This is a genomic window from Burkholderiales bacterium (assembly GCA_023511995.1).
Classification (GTDB): domain Bacteria; phylum Pseudomonadota; class Gammaproteobacteria; order Burkholderiales; family Thiobacteraceae; genus Thiobacter.
In genome coordinates this window covers 107,616-131,600 of the sequence record JAIMAL010000002.1, presented here as the reverse complement: position 1 = coordinate 131,600, position 23,985 = coordinate 107,616, and the positions used below count along the sequence as shown (strand labels likewise).

The 23,985-nt window shown below is 65.2% G+C and carries 17 protein-coding genes; 14 read left to right on the top strand and 3 right to left on the bottom strand.

The annotated features are described in order from the left end of the window. Positions 1 to 162: 162 nt before the first annotated feature. Positions 163 to 1,038, bottom strand: coding sequence for a phosphate/phosphite/phosphonate ABC transporter substrate-binding protein (locus K6T56_02120; GenBank protein MCL6555139.1), 876 nt, complete (start codon positions 1,036 to 1,038; stop codon positions 163 to 165). 164 nt (positions 1,039 to 1,202) lie between these two features. Here K6T56_02120 and K6T56_02115 point away from each other — a divergent pair, with 164 nt between their 5' ends. From K6T56_02115 to fba, 7 genes are all read left to right on the top strand, one after another. Beyond that, positions 1,203 to 1,763 (top strand): thioredoxin family protein, encoded by a 561-nt coding sequence (locus K6T56_02115; protein ID MCL6555138.1) that lies wholly within the window; start codon positions 1,203 to 1,205, stop codon positions 1,761 to 1,763. A gap of 13 nt (positions 1,764 to 1,776) precedes the next feature. After that, positions 1,777 to 2,562, top strand: coding sequence for an inositol monophosphatase family protein (locus K6T56_02110; GenBank protein ID MCL6555137.1), 786 nt, complete (start codon positions 1,777 to 1,779; stop codon positions 2,560 to 2,562). A gap of 443 nt (positions 2,563 to 3,005) precedes the next feature. Next, complete coding sequence (gene tkt / locus K6T56_02105; GenBank protein ID MCL6555136.1) at positions 3,006 to 4,991, top strand: transketolase; 1,986 nt, start codon at positions 3,006 to 3,008, stop codon at positions 4,989 to 4,991. 118 nt (positions 4,992 to 5,109) lie between these two features. Then, positions 5,110 to 6,111, top strand: coding sequence for a type I glyceraldehyde-3-phosphate dehydrogenase (gene gap, locus K6T56_02100; protein ID MCL6555135.1), 1,002 nt, complete (start codon positions 5,110 to 5,112; stop codon positions 6,109 to 6,111). 107 nt (positions 6,112 to 6,218) lie between these two features. After that, positions 6,219 to 7,400, top strand: a complete 1,182-nt coding sequence (locus K6T56_02095) for a phosphoglycerate kinase (protein ID MCL6555134.1) — start codon at positions 6,219 to 6,221, stop codon at positions 7,398 to 7,400. A gap of 76 nt (positions 7,401 to 7,476) precedes the next feature. Further along, complete coding sequence (pyk, locus tag K6T56_02090) at positions 7,477 to 8,913, top strand: pyruvate kinase (protein ID MCL6555133.1); 1,437 nt, start codon at positions 7,477 to 7,479, stop codon at positions 8,911 to 8,913. Positions 8,914 to 8,968: 55 nt separating this feature from the next. Next, positions 8,969 to 10,036, top strand: a complete 1,068-nt coding sequence (gene fba, locus K6T56_02085; protein MCL6555132.1) for a fructose-bisphosphate aldolase class II — start codon at positions 8,969 to 8,971, stop codon at positions 10,034 to 10,036. Positions 10,037 to 10,291: 255 nt separating this feature from the next. Here fba and K6T56_02080 read toward each other — a convergent pair whose 3' ends face one another. Continuing rightward, on the bottom strand, positions 10,292 to 11,203 hold the full coding sequence (locus tag K6T56_02080; protein ID MCL6555131.1) for a LysR family transcriptional regulator: 912 nt from the start codon (positions 11,201 to 11,203) through the stop codon (positions 10,292 to 10,294). 153 nt (positions 11,204 to 11,356) lie between these two features. Here K6T56_02080 and K6T56_02075 point away from each other — a divergent pair, with 153 nt between their 5' ends. From K6T56_02075 to K6T56_02045, 7 genes are all read left to right on the top strand, one after another. Continuing rightward, on the top strand, positions 11,357 to 12,982 hold the full coding sequence (locus K6T56_02075) for an NADH-quinone oxidoreductase subunit L (protein ID MCL6555130.1): 1,626 nt from the start codon (positions 11,357 to 11,359) through the stop codon (positions 12,980 to 12,982). Between the two features lie 2 nt (positions 12,983 to 12,984). Next, entirely contained in the window at positions 12,985 to 15,465 is a 2,481-nt protein-coding gene (locus K6T56_02070) for a DUF2309 domain-containing protein (GenBank protein ID MCL6555129.1), read from the top strand. An 11-nt stretch (positions 15,466 to 15,476) separates the two neighbouring features. Then, positions 15,477 to 16,346 (top strand): hypothetical protein, encoded by an 870-nt coding sequence (locus K6T56_02065; GenBank protein ID MCL6555128.1) that lies wholly within the window; start codon positions 15,477 to 15,479, stop codon positions 16,344 to 16,346. A 570-nt stretch (positions 16,347 to 16,916) separates the two neighbouring features. Continuing rightward, on the top strand, positions 16,917 to 18,596 hold the full coding sequence (locus tag K6T56_02060; GenBank protein MCL6555127.1) for an NADH-quinone oxidoreductase subunit L: 1,680 nt from the start codon (positions 16,917 to 16,919) through the stop codon (positions 18,594 to 18,596). Position 18,597: 1 nt separating this feature from the next. Next, positions 18,598 to 19,338, top strand: a complete 741-nt coding sequence (locus K6T56_02055; protein ID MCL6555126.1) for a hypothetical protein — start codon at positions 18,598 to 18,600, stop codon at positions 19,336 to 19,338. Between the two features lie 35 nt (positions 19,339 to 19,373). After that, positions 19,374 to 22,460 (top strand): DUF2309 domain-containing protein, encoded by a 3,087-nt coding sequence (locus tag K6T56_02050; protein ID MCL6555125.1) that lies wholly within the window; start codon positions 19,374 to 19,376, stop codon positions 22,458 to 22,460. Beyond that, positions 22,457 to 22,783, top strand: a complete 327-nt coding sequence (locus tag K6T56_02045; protein ID MCL6555124.1) for a P-II family nitrogen regulator — start codon at positions 22,457 to 22,459, stop codon at positions 22,781 to 22,783. The genes K6T56_02050 and K6T56_02045 overlap by 4 nt, the downstream gene beginning before the upstream one ends. A gap of 167 nt (positions 22,784 to 22,950) precedes the next feature. Here K6T56_02045 and K6T56_02040 read toward each other — a convergent pair whose 3' ends face one another. Beyond that, on the bottom strand, positions 22,951 to 23,901 hold the full coding sequence (locus K6T56_02040) for a LysR family transcriptional regulator (GenBank protein MCL6555123.1): 951 nt from the start codon (positions 23,899 to 23,901) through the stop codon (positions 22,951 to 22,953). Positions 23,902 to 23,985: the final 84 nt, after the last annotated feature.

Sequence of the window (23,985 nt, the reverse complement as noted above, 5' to 3'; positions counted from 1 at the left end):
TTGCTATTTCATCCCCGCCTGCGCGCGCTCTGGCGGCCGTCTTTCGGCATCTTCGCACCCGTGCTCCTCACCCATAGGCCTCGCTATGGGCTCGTCGCCCGTGCACGAATCTGCTCGAAACCCGGCTCGCCATCATCGCGCGCCCTAATGACAAATCTGGGTTTAACGGCCAGCGGCCAGCGTGCGCAGCAGCCCTTCCACATAGGGGTCCAGGCTGCGCAGCTCTCCTTCCGTGGGCGGTCGCAGACCCAGATAGCCTAGGGATTCCAGGAACTGGCGTCCCTCCGGCGTCTGTTGCACGAAGGTCTGGATGAGGTTGGCGTAGCGCTCCGCTTCCCGGGGGGGCAGGTCCCGGCGGGCGAGGATCATGACGTGGGGCGCCGAGGCCGTGCGCGCAAGGGGCCGCAAGCCCGCCCGCTGTTCCGCCGGCAGTTGCTGAAAGGCGGTTTGCGAGACCACCGCGGCTGCCACTGCGCCCTGTTTTACGGCCAGCACGGCGGCGTTGTGGCTGGGGACTTCCTGCAGGCTCAGATCGCGCCCCGGCTCGAGGTTTTGGCTGCGCAGCGTCTCCAGGGCGAGCCGCGTGATGAGGGCGAGGCTGTCCGGCGTGGCGAGGGTTTTGCCCCGCAGATCGGCAAGACTGCGGGCGGGGCTGTCTTCCGCCACCAGGAAGACGCCCGCCAGATCGGGCTCGGCCCGCAAAAGGGGGCGGTAACCGGCTTCCCGTTGTGCCAGGCGGGCAAAATGGGGGGCTGTCACCACCAGCGGATAAGTGCCGCTCAAGGTGCGGTCGACGAAGCTTCTCATGTCGGGCGCGGTGACCATCACCACCCGCCGGCCGAGCCGGTTTTCCAGATAACGCTGCAGGGGTTGCCAGACTGCAAGCAACGTTCGCGTGGAAAGATAGGGAAAGATGCCGATGGTCAACGGCGTTTCCTCCTCCGCCCGCACCGGGGAGGGGCCGGCCGCCACGGCAAAGAGGAGTAGCAGAAGCGACAGGATGCGGATCACGCTGAGGCTTGCCCGCCGGAAACCCATGATATGTGGATGCTAGCACGTGACCCTGACCCCTCCAAGGTGAAATACGGTGCCATGCGGGTGAGCCGGCTCGGACTGGTGGCCGCCGCCGGGCCCGGGTTAAACTGCGCTTCACGGGCGCGGTTTGTTGAACACCGGCTGCCCTCGCGAAAGGAGCACGAATCATGGTCAGTCTCACCACCCCCGTCTGTGAATTCGGCCGCAAGGCCCCGGATTTCGATCTGCCCGGCGTGGATGGCCGGCGTTACACCCTCGCCAGCACCCGCGGGCCCCGGGGTCTGCTCGTCATGTTCATCTGCAACCATTGCCCTTACGTGAAGGCGATCCGCAGCCGCATCATCCGCGATGCCCGCGACCTCGCCGCCGAGGGCATCGGCGTGGTGGCCATCAATTCCAACGACGCAAGCCAGTACCCGGAGGATTCTTTCGAGGCCATGCAGAAGGTGGCGGCGGAATACGGCTATCCCTTCCCATACCTTTACGATGAGACGCAGGCCGTGGCCCGCGCCTATGGCGCGGTGTGCACGCCGGATTTCTTTGGTTTCAACGCCGACCTCGAGCTGCAATATCGTGGCCGCCTGGATGCCTCCCGCAAGGAGACGGCACCCGAGGATGCCCGGCGGGAGCTCTACGAGGCCATGGTGCAGATTGCCCGCACCGGGCGCGGGCCGGCGGAACAGATTCCCAGCATGGGCTGCTCCATCAAGTGGAAGGAAGGCGCCTAGGCGGGCGGGCGACATGCTCGAGGCGGTCATTCACACCGTCAAACGGGTGGCGCAGCATGAGATCGTGCCCCGCTACCTGCGGGTGGCCCACCAGCACAAGGTGGATGGCAGCCTGTGCACCATCGCCGACACCGCGGCCCAGGCGGCGCTGGTGGAAAGCCTGCGTGCCATCGCCCCCTGCCCGGTGCTGGGGGAGGAGATGGGCGCCGCGGAACAGCAGAAGCTGTGGCAGGCGGGGGGCGAGGGGCTGTGGGTGATCGATCCCATCGATGGCACCTCCAATTTCGTCAACGGCCTACCTTATTTCGCCGTCTCCGTTGCCTTCTGGCGCGGGGAGCGGCCGCGCCTCGGGGTCATCTACGCACCGGAACTGGACGAGATGTTCTGGGCGGTGGAGGGACAGGGGGCCTTCCTCAACGGCGAGCGGCTGCCCATCAAGGAAAAACCGCCGCGCAACCTGCGGGCGGCGCTGGCGGGGGTGGACCTCAAGCGGCTCGACCGGCGGCTCGCCGAGGAGCTGGCGGCGCGGCCGCCCTACCGCTCCCAGCGCAATTTTGGCTCCAGTGCGCTGGATTGGTGTTTCGTTGCCGCCGGCCGCTTCGATGTTTACCTGCACGGCGGGCAGAAGCTGTGGGACTTCGCCGCCGGGGCGTTGATTCTCGAGGAGGCGGGGGGGCGGCTGGCCACCCTGGAGGTGGACGATTTCTGGTCCGCAAGCCCCTGGAAACGCTCCGTCATCGCCGCCTGGCATCCCCCCCTGTTCGAGGCCTGGCGGGACTGGCTGCGCGCACCCCGCTGATGGCCGCGTCCCCTTTGCGCGCCCGCCTGGGCTTTTCGGGAAGCCCGGGACAAAAGCCAAGTCATTGAAAAGCCTGGCGGATTATCCTGTTGCCAAGCTTTGGCGGGCTAGGGGATAATTTCACTTTTGACGTGAGAGCAGACGACGCGTTCCCTCCTCCCTGGCGGAAAAAGACAGGGCGAGGGAATGGAATCATGGCGAATCGCCGTCTCATCCTTCGGGGCGAGGCGGCGCCATGACCGTTCGCTTGAACAGGAACTCGGCAAGCCCGAGCCCCGTCCCCTTCCCCGGGGAGGGGAAAGAAGACTCCGCCCCCGAGCGGGGCATGGCTGGCGCCCCCGGTCTTGTGCCGTCACTCCCCGCCCAGCACTGAAGATGGAATGCGACAAGCCGGCGCGGCCGGCTGGTGGACGAGGTTTCTCAACAAATAAGGACGTTCTGACATGGCAACTCGCAAAGACCTGGCCAATGCGATCCGCATCCTGGCGATCGACGCTGTGGAAAAAGCCAAATCGGGGCACCCTGGGGCGCCCATGGGCATGGCGGAAATCGCCGAGGTCCTGTGGAATCACCACCTGCGGCACAATCCCAACAATCCCAAATGGTTCGACCGCGACCGTTTCGTGCTTTCCAACGGTCACGGCTCCATGCTCCTCTATGCCCTGCTCCACCTCACCGGCTACGACCTGCCGATGGAGGAGATCAAGCGCTTCCGCCAACTCCATTCGAAAACCCCGGGGCATCCCGAATACGGCTACACACCGGGGGTGGAGACCACCACCGGCCCCCTCGGCCAGGGCATTTCCAATGCAGTGGGCATGGCCCTGGCGGAAAAGATCCTCGCCCAGCAGTTCAACCGGCCCGGCCATGAGATCGTCGATCATTACACCTATGTCTTCCTCGGTGATGGCTGCATGATGGAAGGCATCTCCCACGAGGCCTGTTCCCTGGCAGGCACCTGGGGGCTCAACAAGCTCATCGCCATCTACGACGATAACGGCATTTCCATCGACGGCCACGTGGAGGGCTGGTTCACCGACGACACGCCCGCCCGTTTCGAAGCCTACGGCTGGAACGTCATCCGCAACGTGGATGGCCACGATCCGGTGGCGGTGGATCAGGCCATCCGCGCCGCCAAGGAATCCAAGGACAAGCCCACCCTCATCTGCTGCAAGACCATCATCGGCAAGGGTTCGCCCAACAAGGCCGGCACCCATGACGTCCACGGCGCGGCGCTGGGGGAGGCCGAGGTGGAGGCCACGCGCAAGCACCTGGGCTGGACCTATCCCCCCTTCGAGATTCCCCAGGACATCTACGAGGGCTGGGATTGCCGCACCAAGGGCCAGGGCCTAGAAAACCTGTGGAACAACAAGTTCGCCGAATACAAGAAGGCCTATCCTGCCGAGGCCGCGGAATTCGAGCGCCGTATGCGGGGCGAGCTGCCGGCCAACTGGAAGGAGCACGTGGCCAAGGCGCTGGCGGCCATCAACGAGAAGGCGGAGAACGTCGCCACCCGCAAGGCTTCCCAGATCGCCATCAATGCCCTGGCGCCGGTGCTGCCCGAGTTCGTCGGCGGCTCGGCGGATCTGACCGGCTCCAACCTCACCAACTGGACCGGCTGCCATCACACCCACGGCCGCAAGATCGGCAATTATTTCAGCTATGGCGTGCGGGAATTCGGCATGGCCGCCATCATGAACGGCATGGCCCTGCACGGCGGGGTGCTGCCCTTCGGTGGCACCTTCCTCATGTTCTCCGAATATTCCCGCAATGCCCTGCGCATGGCGGCGCTGATGAAGCAGCGCGTCATCCACGTCTTCACCCACGACTCCATCGGCCTGGGTGAGGATGGCCCCACCCACCAGCCCATCGAACAGACCGCCACCCTGCGCCTCATGCCCAACATGGAAGTGTGGCGGCCTTGCGACACCGTGGAGACCTTCCAGGCCTGGGTGGCGGCGGTGGAGAAAAAGGACGGCCCCACCAGTCTCATCCTGTCGCGGCAGAATCTCACCTTCCAGAAACGCACACCGGAACAGATCGAGGCCATCCGGCGCGGCGGTTACGTGCTCGCGGATGCGGAGAACCCCAAGGTGGTGCTGATCGCCACCGGCTCCGAAGTGCAGTTGGCGATGGATGCGAAGAAGGTGCTGGATGCCCAGGGCATCCCCACCCGTGTCGTGTCCATGCCCTCCACCACCACCTTCGACCGTCAGGAGCCGGCCTACAAGGACAGCGTCCTGCCCCCCGGCGTGAAACGGGTGGCCATCGAGGCCGGCTCCACCGACGGCTGGTACAAGTACGTGGGTTGCGATGGCGCCATCATCGGCATCAATCGCTTCGGCGAGTCCGCGCCGGCTGCCGATCTCTTCAAGGAATTCGGGTTCACCGTCGAGAACGTCGTGAATACGGTGAAGGGAATCCTCTGACAAAGCCATTCACCGCGGGGAGGCGCGGTGCGGAGGGGCAAATCCGGAAGGGTTCCCGTGACCAGCGCCTTCTCCGTGGGCAAAGATTTTTGTCATCTAACCTGAAGGAGAAACGCTCATGGCAATCAAAGTCGGCATCAATGGCTTCGGTCGCATCGGCCGCATGGCTTTCCGCGCCATCGCCAAGGAATTCCCCAACCTGGAGGTGGTCGCCATCAACGACCTCCTGGAGCCGGATTATCTCGCCTACATGCTGCGTTATGACTCGGTGCATGGCCGTTTCAATGGCGAGATCAAGGTCGAGGGCGGCCACCTGGTGGTGAACGGCAGGAAAATCCGCATCACGGCGGAGAAGGACCCCGCGAATCTGAAATGGAACGAAGCCGGTGCCGACATCGTCCTCGAGTGCACCGGCTTTTTCCTTGATGAGGAGTCCTGCCAGGCGCACCTCAAGGCCGGCGCCAAAAAGGTGGTGATGTCGGCGCCCTCCAAGGACAAGACGCCGATGTTCGTCTATGGCGTGAACCACAACAGCTATGCCGGCCAGGCCATCGTCTCCGCTGCCTCCTGCACCACCAATTGCCTTGCTCCGGTGGCCAAGGTGCTGCACGACAACTGGGGCATCAAACGCGGTCTGATGTCCACCGTGCATGCCGCCACGGCGACGCAGAAGACCGTGGACGGCCCGTCCAAGAAAGACTGGCGCGGCGGCCGCGGCATCCTGGAAAACATCATCCCCTCCTCCACCGGCGCGGCCAAGGCGGTGGGCAAGGTGCTGCCGGACCTGAACGGCAAGCTGACCGGCATGGCCTTCCGCGTTCCCACCTCCGACGTGTCGGTGGTGGACCTCACGGTGGAGCTTTTGAAACCGGCCAAGTATGAAGACATCTGCGCCGCGATGAAGAAGGCTTCCGAGTCGGGCGAGCTGAGCAAGACGCTGGGTTACACGGACGAGAAAGTGGTGTCCACCGACTTCCGTGGTTGCAGCTACGCTTCCATCTTCGATGCGGAAGCCGGCATCGCCCTGGATGACACCTTCGTCAAGGTGGTGGCCTGGTACGACAACGAGTACGGCTACACCTGCAACATGCTGCGCTTCGCCGAACACATCGCGAAGTAATCGATTCGCGGAAGGGCAGGCCGCGGGAGCGCCCGCGGCCTGCGCCGTGAGGTGTCAGGCATGGAGAGGCTCCATGCCTGACACCTTATCGCAATCAGGAGGGAACCATGTCCGTCATCAAACTCACCGATCTCGATCTGAAGGGCAAACGGGTGTTCATCCGCGCCGATCTGAACGTGCCGGTCAAGGATGGCAAAGTGACCTCGGATGCCCGCATCGCCGCCTCCATGGCCACCATCGAGCATTGCCTGAAGCAGGGCGCGCGGGTCATGGTCACCTCCCACCTGGGGCGGCCCACGGAAGGGGAGTTTTCCGAAGAAAACTCGTTGAAGCCCGTGGCCGACAACATCTCCCAACGGCTGGGCAAATCCGTCCGCCTCATCCGCAACTGGGTGGATGGCGGCTTCGAGGTGGCGGAAGGCGAGCTCGTGGTGCTGGAAAACGTTCGTTTCAACAAGGGCGAGAAAAAGAACGACGACGAGCTGGCGAAGAAATACGCCGCCCTGTGCGATGTCTTCGTCATGGATGCCTTCGGCACCGCCCACCGCGCCGAGGCTTCCACCCATGGTATCGCCAAGTATGCGCCGGTGGCCTGCGCCGGGCTGCTGCTGATGCAGGAGCTGGAGGCTCTGGAAAAGGCCCTGGCCAATCCGGCGCGGCCGATGGTGGCCATCGTCGGCGGCTCCAAGGTTTCCACCAAGCTCACCGTTCTCGAATCCCTTTCGGAAAAGGTGGATCAGCTCGTGGTGGGGGGCGGCATTGCCAACACCTTCATCAAGGCGGCGGGCTACAACGTGGGCAAATCCCTGTGCGAGGATGACCTGGTTCCCACCGCGAAATCGCTGATGGAGAAAATGTCCGCCCGCGGGGCGCGTATCCCCATCCCGGTGGACGTGGTGGTGGGCAAGAAGTTTGACGCCAATGAACCGGCCGTGGTGAAGGACGTCAAGGAAGTGGCCGACGACGACATGATCTTCGACATCGGCCCGAGAAGCGCCCAGGAACTGGCCGACATCATCATGGCCGCCGGCACGGTGGTGTGGAACGGTCCGGTGGGGGTGTTCGAGTTCGACCAGTTCGGCGAGGGCACGAAGAAAATCGCCGAGGCCATTGCCGCCACCCCGGCCTTCACCCTGGCCGGCGGCGGCGATACCATCGCCGCCATCCAGAAATACGGCATCTACGACAAGGTGTCCTACATCTCCACCGCGGGTGGCGCCTTCCTCGAATACCTGGAAGGGAAGAAACTGCCCGCGGTGGCCATCCTGGAAGAACGGGCGCGGGGTTGAGGCAAAGGCGGATCGGGGCGCGCGGGCCGCGGCGCGAGCGGCCGGGCGCCTTTTGCATTTTGAGTGAAGGACGTCAATGCTAAGACGCACCAAAATCGTCGCCACCCTCGGCCCTGCCTGTGACGACCCGAAGGTTCTGGACAAGATGATCGCCGCAGGCCTCGACGTGGTGCGCCTCAATTTCTCCCACGGTACCGCCGAGGACCACATCCGCCGGGCGGAGATGATCCGCTCCTTGGCGCGGGCGCGGGGCAAGACGGTGGGGGTGCTCGCCGACCTGCAGGGACCCAAGATCCGCATCGGCAAGTTCGCCACCGGCTCGGTCACCCTGAAGGCCGGTGACCGTTTCATCCTCGATGCCAACTGCGAGCTGGGCAATCAGGAACGCGTCGGCCTGGACTACAAAGAGCTGCCGCGGGATGTCTCCCGTGGCTCCACGCTCCTCTTGGACGATGGCCGCATTACCATGTGGGTGGAGGAGGTGCGCGGGGATGAAATCATCTGCACCGTTAAGCAGGGGGGCGTGCTGTCCAACAACAAGGGCATCAACCGCCTCGGTGGGGGGCTGTCCGCGCCGGCGCTGACGGAAAAGGATATCGAGGACATCCAGACCGCGGCCGCCTTCAAGGCGGATTATCTCGCCGTCTCCTTTCCCCGCAGCGGCGCCGACGTGGAGCGGGCGCGGCGTCTGTTGCGCGAGGCGGGTGGGCGCGGGCTCATCGTCGCCAAGATCGAGCGGGCGGAGGCGGTGGCGGCCCTGGAGGAAATCATCGATGCGGCGGATGCCATCATGGTGGCGCGGGGCGACCTCGGTGTGGAGGTGGGGGATGCCGCCGTGCCCGGCCTGCAGAAAAGAATGATCCGCATGGCCCGCCAGCAGAACAAGCTCGCCATCATCGCCACGCAGATGATGGAATCCATGATCGAGAACCCCATCCCCACGCGTGCCGAGGTCTCCGACGTGGCCAATGCCGTGCTCGACGGCACGGACGCGGTCATGCTGTCGGCGGAGACGGCCACCGGCAAGTATCCGGTGGAAACCATCGCCGCCATGGACCGCATCTGCGCCGAGGCAGAAAAAGAAGTCGACATTTCCTTCCTCGCCCAATACAAGGTGAAGAAGGTGTTCGAACGGGCGGACGAGGCCATCGCCATGTCCACCATGTTCACCGCCAACCACATCAAGGTGAAGGCCATCTGTGCGCTGACCCAGTCCGGCTCCACCGCCCTCTGGATGTCCCGGCTTCACTCGGAAGTGCCCATCTACGCCTTGACACCCGAAGTCGAAACCCGTAGAAAGTTGACGTTGTTCCGCGGCGTCTACCCCGTCAACTTCAAGACCACGACGAAAGATCGGGAACAGCTCCTGCTGGAGGCGGAAGACGAGCTGCGTCGCCGTGGCGCCGTGCGTGACGGCGACCTGATCATCATCACCTTCGGTGAAGCCATCGGCAAATCGGGGGGAACCAACACCATGCGCATCGTGCGGGTGGGCGATCACAGGAGGGCGTGAATGGCCAACTGCCTTTCCGCCCGGAACGTTTAGTCAAACCCTCAAGGAGAGAACAATGGCACTGATCACCCTGCGCCAACTGCTGGATCACGCCGCCGAGAACGGCTACGGCGTGCCGGCATTCAATGTCAACAATCTGGAACAGATGCGCGCCATCATGGAGGCGGCACACGAGACCAACAGCCCCGTCATCGTCCAGGCTTCCGCCGGGGCGCGCAAATATGCAGGGGCGCCTTTCCTGCGCCACCTGATCCTGGCGGCGATCGAAGAGTGGCCCCACATCCCGGTGTGCATGCACCAGGACCATGGCACCTCGCCCGCGGTCTGCGTCCGTTCCATCCAGCTTGGCTTCTCCTCGGTCATGATGGACGGCTCCCTGCTGGAAGACGGCAAAACCCCCTCCAGCTACGAATACAACGTGGAAGTCACCCGCAAGGTGGTGGAGATCGCCCATGCCTGCGGCGTTTCCGTGGAGGGTGAGCTGGGCTGCCTGGGTTCCCTGGAAACCGGCAAGGCCGGCGAGGAGGATGGCATCGGCGCCGAAGGCACCCTCGACCATTCCAAGCTCCTCACCGACCCCAACGAGGCGGCCGACTTCGTGCGCAAGACCGGCGTGGATGCGCTGGCCATCGCCATCGGCACTTCCCATGGCGCCTACAAGTTCACCCGCCCGCCGACGGGGGACATCCTCGCCATCGACCGGGTGAAGGAAATCCACGCCCGCATTCCCAACGTCCACCTGGTCATGCACGGCTCCTCCTCCGTGCCCCAGGAGTGGTTGAAGATCATCAACGAGTATGGCGGCGACATGGGCGAGACCTATGGCGTGCCGGTGGAGGAGATCGTCGAAGGCATCAAACATGGCGTGCGCAAGGTCAACATCGATACCGACCTGCGCATGGCCTCCACTGGGGCGGTGCGCAAGTTCCTCACCGAAAACAAGAAGGAATTCGATCCGCGCAAATTCCTGAGCGCTGCCACCAAGGCGATGAAGGAAATCTGCAAGGCGCGCTACGAAGCCTTCGGCACCGCGGGTCAGGCAAGCAAGTTCACCAAGATCTACTCCCTCGAGGAGATGTCCAAGCGCTACGAGAAGGGCGAGCTTGATCCCAAGGTCAACTGAAGCTGCTGTCAGGCGGATGTGAAAAACGGCCCGTATGGGCCGTTTTTCTTGGTGCGCCCGGCACGGGCACACTCTTGTGGACGAAAGCCCCACCGTAAGTTGATCACAGCGAGCGAAGCGAAGCGCAACTGCATGGGGGTGACCGAGTGTGGGGAGGAAGCGTGGAGCGAAACTGCGAGCCGAAGAATGTCAGCCCGACCGGCCGCAGAATCATCGTCGCCCCCTTGGCGGGGCCTGCCCCCCCACGGCAGCGCGTTACGGTCCGTGCCGCGGTAACAGTAGCTGCACGTGGCTACGCAGAAAGTCGAGAAACGTTCTCGCCACCACGGACAATTGCTTGCCCCGCAGCCGCACCACGTACCAGTAGCGTTTGATCGGGAATCCCTCGACCTTGAGGATCGTTATCTCCTTCCGGCCCGGATCGAGGCTCAGGGTGCTCTGGGACAGCACCGCCAACCCCAACCCACCGGCGACGGCCTGCTTGATCGCCTCGTTGCTGCCCAACTCCATCTTGATCTTGAGCGGCACGTTCCGCTCCTGAAACACGCGCTCGACAGTCAGCCGCGTGCCGGAACCGCGCTCGCGCACGATGAAGGGTTCGTTGGCCAGATCGGCGAACGCAATGCGCTTGCGCTTTGTCAACGGATGGGAGGCGGGTGCCAGCACCACCAGGGGGTTTTCCAGGAACGGTTCGCACTCGATGTCCAACCCCTCCGGCGGCACGCCCATGATGTAGAGATCGTCCTGATTACGCGCCAGGCGCTCTAGCAGCCGGTCTCGGTTGATCACCTCCAGCGCGATGTCGATGCCCGGATACTGCGCGCAAAAGGGGCCCAGTAGCCGCGGCATGAAGTACTTGGTGGTGGTCACCGCCGCGATCCGCAGCCGACCCTGCTTGATGCCCTTGAGGTCGGCGATGGTCTGCTCGAAGCGGCTCCAGGTCTCCAGCCACTCGGCGCAGGTGGCATAGAGCTGCTCGCCGGCCTCGGTGAGAAAGACCTTCTTGCCGATCTGCTCCAGCAGCGGCAGCCCAACTTCCTCGTGCAGCAGGCGGATTTGCTTCGACACCGTGGGCTGGGTGACGTGCAGCTCCTCCGCCGCACGGGAAAAACTCTTCAGGCGCGCCACGGCCTCGAAGGTCCGCAGCTGGCGCAGGGTGACATGCATCACGGGACGAACCCTCCGCTCATGTATTGCCTAAAGGCTATCATTTTTATGCGAACAATTCATTAGCGGTTTAATCGGCTACTCCCTAGACTCGGCGGCAAGACGTTCAAAGGACGCTCTTTCTACCGACCTCACTCTTAAGGAGTCCGGCCCATGCCACCGACGCTGAGTTCGTTCATTCCAGCTCTCGTCCTCTTCCCGTCCGCCTTGCTTTGGCTGGTCGGTCTCACTCCGGCCGGCTTGGCCAACGCACGCCCCCGCCTGATGGCGCAGATGAACGAGGGCGCCGCCTGGCTCGCGTTCGCCGGTGCCCTCGCGGCGGGGTTTGCCTACCTGTTCGGCACGCCCCACACCTGGGTCCTGTTCTCCCTCGCCCTGCCCGGCGACATCGGCGCCTTCTCCATCGGCACCTACGTCAACAGCGTCACCGTGATCATGCTGCTGCTGGTGTCCTTCGTCGGCGCCATCGTGTCGCGCTATGCGCGCAACTATCTCGACGGCGATCCGAACCAGGGCCGCTTCCACAAGTGGCTCATCCTCACCCTGGCCTCGATCCTGACCCTGATCGTCTCCGGCAACCTGCTGATGTTCTCGCTCGCCTGGATCGTCACCAGCCTGTGCCTGCACCAGCTGCTGATGTTCTACCGGGAGCGGCCGGCCGCGGTGCTCTCGGCCCACAAGAAGTTCATCGCCAGCCGCATCGGCGATGCGAGCCTGCTGCTGGCGATCTTACTGATCGGCTCGACGCTGCACACCCTGGAATTCAACGAAATCTTCGCACGCATGGCCGCCCTGGAGGGCCCGCTGCCTGCGCGTCTGCAAGCTGCGAGCCTGCTGGTGGTGGTGAGCGCGGCGCTCAAGTCGGCCCAGTTCCCGTTCCACGGCTGGCTGATCCAGGTGATGGAAGCGCCCACCCCGGTGTCCGCCCTGCTGCACGCGGGCATCGTCAACGCCGGCGCCTTCCTTGTCATTCGCATGAGCCCGATCATGTCCCACTCCGGCACCGCCATGGCGCTGCTTGCGATCATCGGCCTGGTGACCCTGGCGCTTGCCTCGCTGGTGATGCTGACGCAGACCAGCATCAAGGTCTCGCTGGCCTGGTCCACCACGGCGCAGATGGGCTTCATGCTGCTGGAGTGTGGCCTTGGCCTCTACAGCCTGGCCATGCTGCACCTCGTCGCCCATTCGCTGTACAAGGCCCATGCCTTCCTCGCCTCGGGAAGCGGGGTGGACGCCTTCCGCGCGCCGGCCATCCGCTACGAGGCGAAGGGTTTCCAGCTTGGCCAGCTGCTGCTCGCGCTGATCATCGCCGGCGCCATGACAGCGGGCGTGGGGGCGGCATTCGGCGTAACCTGGCAGCAACAGCCCGCCCTCATCGCCGCCGGCACCATCGTGGCCATCGCCGTGAGCCAGCTCATGCTGCAGACCGCGACCCTACTCGGCAACGCCGCCGCGCTGCTGCGCGCCGTCGGGCTCAGCGCGGTCGTGTCCATCGTCTACTTCATCCTGCACGCGCTGTTCGATCACGCCCTGCACGGCAGCGTGCTGCCCCTGCGCGACGCCGCCGCCGGCTTCCAGGCGGTGCTCGTGCCGCTGACCATCGCCGCGTTCGTCGGCCTGCTCCTGATGCAACAGTTCCTCAAGACCGCACGTTCGAATCTCCGCGACACGCTGTACGTGCATCTCTACAACGGCCTGTACATCGACGTCTACATCACGCGCCTGTTGCAGCGCGTGTGGCCCGCACCGCTTCAACCCGCCCACAACCAGGGAGCCTGAGCATGAAGATGACCGACGCCACCCTCGAAAGGGATTCAGCGGAAGAGCTCAACCGCCGCATCGACGCGGCCTGCGACCGCATCGCCCCATTGTGGCCGCTCAAACACTTCGTCGCGGTCAACCCGTTCTTCGGCCTGCGCGACCTCAGCTTCCAGGACGCCTCCGACACGCTGGCGCGCATCACCGGCGGCAGCCTGTATATGCCGCGCGCCTACTTTCGGGAGCAACTCGCGACTGGCCGCATCACGCACGAAGACATCGAACAGGCGATCGCGCGCTGCGGCAGCCGGCTCGACGTGGCCGCCGTGGAGCGGGCGCTTGCCGTCGAGGCGCCGCAGCCGAAAATGGGCATGGCGTCGGTGAGCGAAGTGCTCGACCGCGTGGAAGGCGGCATCTGGACCCCTTTCGTCACCGATCGCATCAGCCTGCATTGCGCCGCCTATTTCGACCTGGGCCAGGCCATAGTGGGTATGCCGTGGCGCAATCTGTCCCTGTACGCCGCCTGGCGCAAGGCAGCAAGCATCGATCGCAGCCCGGCAATGATGGGGCTCGATCATTTCCGTACTGCCGTCGCCAGCGTGCCCGCGGAACCGCGCGCCGCCATTGCCTGGGCCGTGGCGGAGCTGGACGTGCCCGACGCGGCGGTGGAGCGCTATCTCCATGCCTCGCTTTTGAGCATCGGCGGCTGGGCGGCTTGGACGCGTTATCTGCGCTGGCAGGCGGAGCTGGCCGGACAGCGTGACGACTCTATTGTCGATCTGCTGGCGATCCGCCTGATATGGGACGTGCTGCTGTTCAAGGAAAAGCGCAGCGCGGCGCTGGTCGCGCGCTGGCGCGAGATGCTGGCCGCCAGCATGAGGCCGCCGTCCGCCAAGCGCCAGGCCGCGGCTGAGATCGACCGCATCTTGCTCAACGCGATGGAGATCGGCTTCCAGCGCAGCGTGATCGCCGGGCTTGCCAACCCGACCCTGTCTGCCCCCGCGGCGCGGCCAGCGGTGCAGGCAGCTTTCTGCATCGACGTGCGCTCCGAGGTATTCCGCCGCTCGCTGGAGACAGTGGCGCCCGCGGTGCAGACCATCGGCTTCGCCGGCTTCTTCGGCATCTTTATCGAACACGTGCCGCTGGGCGCCAGCACCGGCCGCAGCCACGTGCCGGTGATTTTCAAGCCCGCCTATCGCATCCATGACCGGGTCAAGGGCGGCGACGCCGCGACCCTGCTCGAGCAGCGGCGCCAGCGCATCGGCCGGTCCAAGGCATGGAAGGGTTTCAAGCTGTCGGCCTCGTCCTGCTTCACCTTCGTCGAGGCCGCCGGCCTGAGCTACGGTCCCAGGCTGCTCAGCGACAGTTTTGGCTGGACCCGGCCGGTGCCCGATCCCCACCGCCAGGGGCTCGCCCGGCAGGACATCGACCGCATCGGCCCGACCCTGGAGGCCGTGCCCGAGGCGCAATGTTGCACGCTCCCCGCCGCTTCCGGCATCCCCCAGGCCGATCGGCTCGACCATGCCGAGCGCATCCTGCGCGCCATGGCCATGACCGAGAACTTCGGTCGGCTGGTGCTGTTGGTCGGCCACGGCAGCACCACGGTGAACAACCCCCATGCCACCGGCCTCGACTGCGGCGCCTGCGCCGGCCAGACCGGCGAGGTCAGCGCCCGCGTGGTGGCTGCGCTGATGAACGACCGGGCGGTGCGCCGAGGCCTGCGCGAGCGGGGCATCGACATCCCAGAGGACACCTGGTTCGTCGCCGGCCTGCACGACACCACCACGGACGAGGTGCGCCTGTTCGACACCGACGAGGTGCCCGCCGCCTTGGCACCGGACCTCGCCCAACTGCGCCAGTGGCTGGAGCAGGCCGGCGACCTCGCGCGCATGGAGCGCGCTGCCATGCTGGGCATTGGCAACCTGCCCGATGATCGCGTGGCGGCAGATGTGCGCCAGCGCAGCCGCGACTGGTCACAGGTGCGGCCGGAATGGGGGCTGGCCAACAACGCCGCCTTCATCGCCGCGCCGCGCGCGCGTACCGCCGGCATGGACCTCGGCGGCCGTGCCTTCCTGCATGAGTATGTCTGGCGGAAGGACGAGGGCTTCAAGATCCTGGAGCTGATCATGACCGCGCCCATGGTGGTGGCGAACTGGATCAACATGCAGTACTACGGCTCGGTGGTGGACAACCGGCGCTTCGGCAGTGGCAACAAGGTGCTGCACAATGTGGTGGGCGGCGCCATCGGTGTGCTCGAAGGCAACGGCGGCGATCTTCGCGTGGGCCTGCCCATGCAGTCGCTGCACGACGGCCAGCGCTGGGTGCACGAACCGCTGCGCCTTTCCGTGTTCATCGAAGCGCCGGAAGCGGCCATGGACGACATCATCAGTCGCCACGAGATGGTGCGGCAGCTGGTGGAGAATGGCTGGCTGCACCTGTTCCGCATCGCTGACGATGGCGTTGTCTACCGACGCGTATCCAAGGCGGATTGGCAACGGGTCTGAGGCAGCGCACCATGCCGGCCAGCGAAAAGCCGACCCCCATCAGCGTTTATGCCGGGGCCGAGATCGCGCTGCTGACCCAACACGGTAAGCAGCGGGTGATTGCACCGGTACTGGAGGATACGCTGGGCTGCCGCGTGCGCCATGTCGATGGCTACGACACCGACCTGCTGGGCACGTTCACGCGGGACATCCCCCGCTTCGGCACGCAGGTGGAAGTGGCGCGAAAAAAGGCGCGCCTCGCCATGGAACTGGCGGGCTTGCCCTTTGGGCTGGGCAGCGAAGGGGCCTTCGTTCCCGATCCCTTCCTCGGCATGGCGCCGTGGAACGTGGAAGTGATCGTGTTCATCGACTATCCGCGCAATCTGGAGGTCGTCGGAATGGCGGAGAATCGGGGGAACTTTCACCACCTGCTCACCCACGATTGGCCGGCGCTCGAGGCCTTCGCGCGCGAGGTCGGTTTCCCGGAACAGCAACTGGTCGTGCGCCCCCGCGACGCGCACGATCGGCGCATCCGTAAAGGCATTCAAACCTGGCCCGAACTGGAAGCGGCGTGGGCCTGGGCCGTGTCGGAAGCGGACAATGGTCTGGCCTTCGTCGAGACCGACGGCCGGGCCCATGCCAACCCCGCCCGCATGGCAAATATCGCCGTGGCGGCGGCGGATCTGGCGGCGAGGCTAGCGTCGCGCTGTCCCGCCTGCGGCACACCCGGTTACTGGAGGGTCGAACGGGTAGCCGGCCTGCCCTGCGCGGATTGCGGCGCGCCGACCGGGGAAACCCGTGCCTGGGTTTACGGCTGCCTGAAGTGCACGCAGCGCGAGACACGACCACTGAGCGGCCCCAGCCACGCCAATCCCGGTCGCTGCGATGTGTGCAATCCCTGATCCCGGTTCCTGCGGGTCCCCTGCCGGGGGGCCTCGCCCGCGTTCCCATGCTTTCGGCCATTGCCACCCCGCGATCCACCGTGACCGGCCGTCGCTGTCCCATGGGTTAAAGGCGAAAGAGGCTCTATCCCGCTGAAGAGCCTTTTTCTCGTGGCCCCTCTCACCTTCTCCTGCGCTGGCTCCCAGGACATGCCGTGGCGCGAACTCCTCGAAAGGAACGTCGCCTTCTGGCTTGGCACCTGATCCCTCCCGGCGCCCTCGTCCCGCCACCGATGCATCTACCTCGTCTTATCGTTCCCATAAAAAATTAAGACTGTTGTCTATCGTTTGACGCCTCTAGTATTGAGCGCGTCACCTCGGAGAGGCATTCAGAATGCTCTCAGAGTGTCTTTCCGCCCCATGCATCAACAATAAGCAAAGGGCGCCTCTACCATGACAGAACGCCGATAGCAAGTTATGGATCATGGTTAATGCCCGGCGTTGGCGCCGCCAGGTAGGGGCGGGCAAGAAAACGCCCGCCGACCGCGTGGTGGCGAACATGGACCACTCTGATCAAGGGACCTTGACGCAGTGGACAAGCTGACACTCCTGCTCCCGGCCCTGCCCTTGCTCTCGGCGCTGCTGATCGCGCTGCTGCGCGATCGGCCGCGCCCCGTGATCGCGCGCCTGAGCGTCGCCTTCAGCGGGCTCACGCTCGTGCTGGGCATCGCCTCGCTGCTGGCCTACCTGGCAGCGCCAAAGCCGCAGTGGGTGGCGTCGAGTGCGGGCTGGGGCAGCCTCTACTTCGATCCGCTTGCCCACCTCATGGCGTTGATGGTCGCGGGCATCAGCCTGGTGGTGCATGTCTATTCCGTACGCTACATGGCCGAGGAGCCGGGCTATGCGCGCTTCTTTGCGTTGCTGGACCTGATGGCGGCGGCGATTCTGCTCATGGTGGCGGCGGGGGACCTGATCACCCTGCTCATGGCCTGGCATCTCATCGGCGTGGTGCTGTATTTCCTGCTGGGCCATGACCTGCGGCGGCCGGCGGCGAGCCGCTACGCTTTCTGGTCTTTCTTCACCTACCGCCTCGGCGACCTGCCGTTGGTGCTGGCGGCGGTCCTGCTGTATCAGGCCTACGGCCTGCTGTCGCTGCCGGCGCTGTTCGAGCGGATCGGCGCCGACCCCAATGGGCACACGGTGCTGGGCATGCCGCTACCCACTGTCGTCGCCTTTCTGGTGGCGCTTGCCGCCTTCGCCCGTTCGGCGCAGTTCCCGCTGCACACTTGGCTGCCCTACACCATGGAAGGCCCCACACCGGTGTCGGCGCTGATGCACGCCGGCATCGTTAATGCCGGCGGCTTCCTCCTCAATCGCTTTGCGCCGGTGTTCGTACATGCCGGCGAGGTGCTGCACCTGGTGTTCATCGTCGGCCTGATTACCGCCATCCTCGGCTCGGTTCTGATGCTGATCCAGAACGACATCAAAAAATCGCTCGGTTATTCGACCATGGGCCAGATGGGCTTCATGTTCGTCGAATGCGGCGTCGGCGCGTTCTCGCTCGCCATCTACCATCTCATCGCCCATGGCCTGTTCAAGGGCACGCTGTTCCTCGGCGCCGGCAGCGTCATCGGCAATGCCCGACGCCACGACAACGTGCCCCACGACGAGCTCTACACCTTCGTCGTCGAACGCAAGGCGGTGGTCTCACGGCTGCCGTGGGTGCTGGCGGCGGTCATCACGCTGGCCGTGCCCTTTTTGATCCTGGGCCTGTCCCACTGGCTGGTGGACCGCGATTTCGTTGGCCGCCAAGGGGCGCTGATCCTGCTGTTCTTCGGCTGGGCGACCGGCGCGCAGCTGCTGTTCGCCACCTACCGCCTGGGTGCCGACAGCGCGTGGCGGCTGATGGCGATGATCATCCTGTCCCTCATCATCGTGGTGGCCGGCTACACCATCATCGGCCACGCCTTCGAGCTGTTCCTTTACCCGGATCGGGCAGTGAGCGATCGCCTCTACGCTGCGGCGAGCATACCGATTGGTACCTTCGAGGTGCTGGTGGCGCTGCTCACGGTGGGCATCGTCGTGGGCTGGCTCGTCACCTACTACGCCAGCGCCAGTAACCGCTCCCCCGGCGGCAAGGTGTCGGCCCTGCGGCTCACCTTCTATTCCCTCCTTTCACGCGAGCTCTACGTGGCCGATGTCTACGCCTGGCTCACCCAGGCGGTGCTCGGCCTGTCCGCGCGGCTCAACATCTGGCTGAAGGGGGTGTGACATGACGCTGCTCCTCGCCGCTGGCCTCTTCTTGCCGTTGTTTCCGCTGAGCATCCTCTTCAACGCCGCGCTCACCTTGGTGCGCCATCCGCTGGCGCGCAGCGTGCTCATCCTGGCGTGGCCGCAAATCGGCGTGCTGCTGCTGCAGAATGCGCCGCAGCCGGTGCCGGCCGCCTTCACCTACTGGGCGCTGGCGACCTCCGCGCTCTACGCCCTGCGCCTGCTCACCGTGCGCGACCTCGGCCTGTGGGCGGGTTTCCTGGCGAGTTCGGCGCTGGCGCTGACCTGGGGCCTGGCGGCGCAGGGGGAAATGGCCAGGCTGCACCAGTTCGCGTTCTGGCTCAGCCTGCCGGCGGCGCTGCTGGCGTTGCTTGTCGCCCCGCTGGCGCGGCGTCTAGGCGCGGCCTATGCCGGCTTGCCGGGCGGCCTCGCCGGTCGTCTGCCGCGGCTTTCCGCGCTGCTGGTGGTGATCGCGCTGGCGGCAGTGGCCACGCCGCCCTTTCCGGGTTTCTTCGCGCTGCTCGGTTTGCTGCACGCGCTCGCCGGCGCGGCCGTCCTCGCCGTGCTCGCGATCTGGCTGGTGTGGGGCTGGGCGGCGACCCGTTTGCTGCAAGGCTTCGTGGCCGGTGACGAATACCCGGGTCCGGCCGCCGACCTCGGCGGCGCCGCCGCGCTGGCGTATTTTGGTGCCCTTGGCGTGTTCGCCGCCGCCGGCCTCTATCTGACAGGGGGTGGACTGTGAGCCTCTCCCTGGGACGCCGCCTCAAGATTCGCGCCATGGTGCAGGTGGCGGGGGAGCCCATCCCTTATTTCTGGCCCATGCGCACCTTCATCCACCATAACCCTCTGCACGGCCTGGAGCACCTACCGTTTGCGCAGGCGGTGGCCCAGGGCGAGCGGCTGTTCCGGGCGCGCGGCTACCTGCCCCGCGCCCTGCAACAGCGCTACCTGGCCGAGGGCAAGGTGGATGCCGGCGTGCTGGCGCGGGAGGTGAAACGCTTCGTCGCGGAGGTGGCGCCGATTCCCGGGCTTGACCTGCAGCGCCTGCTGATGAGTTTGCTCACGAAGGAGGCCCAGGAAATCGGCGCCGCGCCCTCGCTTGCCAGCGCGGGCGACATTCACGCCTCGCTCGCAGGCCGCTCCCTGCCGCCGGCCGCGATCACGCCTGCGGCGCTGGCGGCGCGGGTCCGCGCCGCCATGCCGCCGGGCCGACCGGTGTACACCCTCGTCGACCAGCTGTTCGGCACTGACATTGGCGCGACCCTAGACGAGCTGGTGATCAGAAGTTGTCTCGACTTTTTCGACGAAGGCCAGTCGGTGTGGCAGATGCCGGGGCGCGAGCGGGGCCTGTTCGCGGCCTGGAGCGCGGTGGCCCGCCACAACCTGCGGCTGTTCATCCGCGGCCTGCACATCAAACAGATCCTGGCGGTCGACGACAGCCCCGAGGGTCTCATCAGCCACGTGATGGAAGAGCTGGGCGTTCCCGAGGACGACTGGACCGACACCTTCACCTGCGAGCTCACCCGGCTGCACGGCTGGGCTGGATTCATCCGCTGGCGTGCCGGCGCCAAGCATTACCACTGGAGCCGCAGCTGCCCGGCCGACCTAGTGGATTATCTCGCCATCCGTCTGGTACTGGCCCTGGCGCTGCTGCGCGAGCACGCCCAGCGCAGAAACACGCCGGCGACCCTGCCGGCGCTGGCACGCTTTGTCGAGGAACACCCGGAGGAAGCCTGGCTGCGGCGCGAGTTTCATGGCGGCCATGTGCTGCCGGAACTGGCGCACGCGGTCGAGGAGGCACTCGCCGACGGTCGCCGAAAGCGTCTTTCCCGCCTGCTGCCCGTCTATGTCGCCCGCAAACGGGAACACGAAGCCTGCTACTGGGCCGCGCGTCTGCGACAGCTGGCGGCCCAGGCGGGCCAGGGGGAGGCGCTGATTGAGCTCGATGCGGACGGCATCGAGCGCCTGTGCGCCACCCTCGTCCGCTTTGAGGCGGCGGAGGGCCCGATGTGGCTGGCCGCAGCGGAAGCGAAGTACAGGAATCGGCTGCTGGCCGGGCTGAACCTCGCACCTGCCCCGACGCGGGACAAACGCCCGTTTGCGCAGGTGCTGTTCTGCATCGATGTGCGCTCCGAGCGCATCCGCCGCCATCTGGAGAAGGTGGGCGACTATCAGACGTTTGGCATTGCCGGCTTTTTCGGCGTACCGTTGAGCTTCATCGGCCTGGATAAGGGCAGCGAGACCCATCTCTGCCCAGTGGTGGTCACGCCCAAGAACCTGGTGCTGGAGCTCGCCATCGCGCGCAGTGCCGATCAGGAGGCCTTCGTCTCGGTGTTGGAACAGGTCGTCCACGACCTGAAGGCTTCGATCCTGTCGCCCTTCATCACGGTGGAGGCCATCGGCCTGCTGTTCGGCCTGGACATGTTCGGCAAGACCCTCGCGCCCTTGACCTACAACCGCTGGCGTAGCCGCCTGCAGCCGGACAAGCCGGACAGCCGCCTGATGCTGGACAAGCTCTCACGCGAGCAGGCTGACTCGATCATCCGCTCATTGCAGCGGGCGATGATCGTGAGGGCCGTCGGCCGCGAGCTCAACATCCAGCGCGAGGCACTCACCGACGACATGATCCGCGAGCTGCGCGAGGTGGCGCTGGGTAACCGCACGGGGCCGACCAACTTCGCTGCGGCCTTTGGGCTAAATGCCGAGACCGAAGAGAGGTTCATCGCCCGCCTGCAGCAGGTGTACCGCATCAATCGCGGCTATGCGCAGATCCAGCTGGAGCGCCTGGGGCGGATCGGATTCAGTCTGGACGAGCAGGTGCACTTCGTCAGCACCGCGCTGCGCTCCATCGGTCTCACCTCCGGCTTCTCCCGCTTCGTGCTGCTGGTCGGCCACGGCAGCACCTCCGAAAACAACCCCTATGAGTCGGCGCTGGACTGCGGCGCCTGTGGTGGCAACCACGGCATCGTCAACGCGCGGGTACTGGCGCAGATGGCGAACAAGCCGGCGGTGCGCGAGCGCCTGCGCGCCCAGGGCATTGCCATTGCCGACGACACCTGGTTCATCCCCGCCTTCCACAACACCACCACCGACGAGCTCCGGCTCTATGACCTCGACTTGCTGCCGCCAAGCCACCTGCTCTACCTCGAGCGGCTCAACAACGGTCTGCAGGCCGCGTCGCGCCTGGCCGCGGCGGAGCGCATGCCGACGCTGGAGCCGACGCAAAACGGGCACAGCAGCGATCCGGCGCGTGCCTTTCGCGAGGCGCGCCGCAATGCCCTGGACTGGTCGCAGGTGCGGCCGGAGTGGGGCCTGTCTGGCAATGCCGCCTTCGTCATTGGCCGCCGCCATCTCACCGCAAAGCTCAACCTCGACGGCCGGGTGTTCCTGCATTCCTACGACCATCGCTGCGATCCGAAGGGACGCCTGCTGGAAAACATCCTCTCCGGCCCGCTGGTGGTGGGCCAGTGGATCAACATGGAGCACTACTTCTCCACCGTGGACAACGCCCACTACGGCAGCGGTAGCAAGGTCTACCACAACGTTGCAGGACGCTTTGGTGTCATGACCGGCAACCTCTCGGACCTGCGCACCGGGCTGCCGGCACAGACGGTGCTCAAGGACGGCGCGCCCTACCACCAGCCACTGCGTCTGCTGACCCTGATCGAGGCGCCCTTCGAGCACGCCCGGCGGGCGATCGAGGCCGTCAGCAACGTCCGCACTCTTGTCTATAACGGCTGGGTGCGCATGGCCGTCGTCGACCCGGACACCCAGACGCTGCATGTGTTCGAGGACGGCGCATGGCAGCAGCACGGCGTGCTCACCCCCGACACCGCCATCGAAACCCAGGAGCGCTCTCTATGACCAACCTCAACCTCAGTCCCCTCAAAAAGCTGGAAATCATCATCGAAGGCGCGCATAAGGAGTTCGCCACCGACCTGCTGGACCGCGCCGGCGTGACCGGTTACACCATCGTCGGCAATCTCTCCGGCAAGGGCCGGCACGGATTTCACGAGGGCCACCTCATGTTCAACGAGGACGCCGTGCTGATCATGATCATCGTGGCCGTTCCCGCGGAACTGGTGGAGCCGATCCTGGAAGGTTTCGCGCCGTTTTTCGACAAGCACTCGGGCGTGTTCTTCATCTCCGACATCCAGGTCACGCGCCTGGTGAAGTTCAAGAGTTGACCGGCCTCCCCTCTGGACTCGGCGAGCCATCCCGAGGATGGCGTCGGGTCTCGTCACCTGAGAGACACGGTGGCACGGTGAGCCTGAAACGCTGAACCACGGAGCCGCTATCGCTGTGCGGGAAAGAGAGCACCGAACACGGAGGCCAGTCAGGAAACCCAATGAGCTCAGGAACGGGTAACGCGCCGGTTGGACCGCGTCACTGGTCGCGGTTGCGGCAGCTGCATGATCCGCTCCGCTTCGTTCAGCACGAAATCGTGAAAGGCCTGGGCGATGGGCGACATGCGCTTGCCGCTACGGTGGACCAGGTACCACTCCTTCATGATCGGAAAGCCCTCCACGCTCAGGAGGGCGATGCGGTTGAGCGCCAGCTCGAATTCCAGGGTGTACAGCGACACGATGCCGAGGCCCAGGCCGGCCATCACGGCATGCTTGATGGCCTCGTTGCGGCTCATTTCCATCGAGGTGTTGAGCTTGAGGCCGCGCTGCTGGAAGAAGCGTTCGACCGCATTGCGTGTGCCCGAGCCGCGCTCACGGAGGATGAAGTTCTCTTCCACGAGGCGGCTCAACGGAATGCGGGAGCTGCCTACCAGCGGATGGTCGGGGGGTGCGATGATCACCAGGGGATTCGGCATGAAGGCCTGCGCCTGCACTTCGATGTTGTCGGGCGGTGTTCCCATGATGGCCATGTCCGGCACGTTGTCGTGCAGTTGTCGCACGAGCTCCTCGCGGTTGGTGACCTCGAGATGCACCTGGGTGCCGGGATGGCGCTTGGTGAATGCCGCGAGGAGATAAGGGGCGAAGTACTTGCCGGTGCTGGTGACGGTGAGCGCCAAGGTGCCGCGTTTGACGCCCTTCATGTCGTCCAGTACCGACTCGAGGTCACGGAACTGCTGGGCGATGGCGCGGCTGAAGGCGTAGACCTCCTTGCCCGCCTCGGTGAGAAAGATCTTCTTGCCCATCTGCTCGAACAGGGGCAGGCCGACTTCTTCTTCCAGCTGCTTGATCTGGGTCGAGACGGCGGGCTGGGTCAAATGCAGCTCCTCCGAGGCGCGGGTGAAGCTGGAATGGCGCGCCACCGCTTCGAGTACGCGCAGCTGGCGAAACGTCACGTTCATGACCGAGTCCTTTCTGACTGAGTGAAATCATTCATAAAGATGAATGGAAACGATAAGAATTATTCATTTTTGATTATGCACTTA